Genomic DNA, 1,110 nt, shown 5'->3' with positions numbered 1-1,110 from the left:
GCAGTAACGACAACCGCTAATCTTGCAAAAGATACAGCGGATACAGCCAAGGGCTTAGCCGAAGAAGCCAAGAGTGCCTCTGAAGCCGCCAAGCAAATGGCAGAAGATGCGAAGGCAGGATTTGATAGAGCTACAGGGGAAATAAGTGGTACGAAAGGTTCATTGGCTACGGCATTGCAAAGTTTTGAAGAGGTCAAACAGAGCAGTGAGAATGCTGTTAATTTATCGACCGAAGCCAAGAGGTTAGCCGATGAATCGAAGACCATTGCAACGCGTGCAGAACAAACAGCAAGAGAAGCTTCACAAACAGCAACAGAGACGACGCAAGTAGCAGCAACAGCGGTAGCAACGTGTCATGAAGTTAGAACGGTAGCGACACAAGCAAGTATGAAGGCAGATAAAGCCAACTAGACAGCCGCTGATGCATTGACAGCGTCGAAAGATGCCAAGTCACAATCAGAGACAGCGGTAAGCAGATCAGAAGAGGCAAAGGCTCTTTCAGAACAATCAAAGGGTGCTTGTGATGAAGTTAAAGCATCTGTTGCGTCAGTTGAAAAAGTTGCAGAAGCGGCGAAAACAGGTGTGGAACAAGCTTCGCAAAGGGCATCTGAAGCGAAGGGAATAGCGGAGGAAGCGAAAAGTACAGCAGATAGTGCAACGGCAAAAGCGGAGCAAGCGCAACAAGAAGCATCAGAAGCCTCTAGAATAGCCAATGAAGCGAAGGTAACAGCAGAGCAGGCATTGCAAGCCGATAGACAAGCGGTTCGTGAAGGCGAAGAAGTAAGTAAAAGTTTAGCAGAATCCGTTCAGAAGAAAACAGAGGAAGCTGAGAGAATCGCACAGACAAGTAAGAGGATTTGTGAAGAAGCCAAGCAGCTAGCAACAGAAGCCAAAGATTCCTCTACCAATGCGCTAACCTCAGTCAATGAAGTCAAGAATCTTTCTGAAGAAGTTAAAGGCTTAGCAGAAAAAGCGACGACGGCATCTACAGAGGCGCAAAAGATTTCAGAACAAGCGTTGAGAGAAGCAACTGCTTCGAAAGCCACGGCGGATACAGCGTCCAGTACAGCCAATAATGCCAAGGGAATTTCTGAGGAAGCTAAAACAGTT

The 1,110-nt window shown here is 47.1% G+C and carries 2 pseudogenes; both read left to right on the top strand.

The features are described from left to right. Window positions 1-411 (top strand): annotated as a pseudogene (locus tag ACFIKU_RS09785) (hypothetical protein); the annotation flags it as partial. Window positions 412-426: 15 nt separating this feature from the next. After that, window positions 427-1,110: pseudogene (locus ACFIKU_RS09780) on the top strand (hypothetical protein); the annotation flags it as partial.

Source organism: Bartonella sp. CM120XJJH, assembly GCF_042194715.1.
GTDB lineage: Bacteria > Pseudomonadota > Alphaproteobacteria > Rhizobiales > Rhizobiaceae > Bartonella.
Note: the sequence above shows the minus strand (reverse complement) of the source record. Positions and strands in the feature narration are given on the sequence as shown.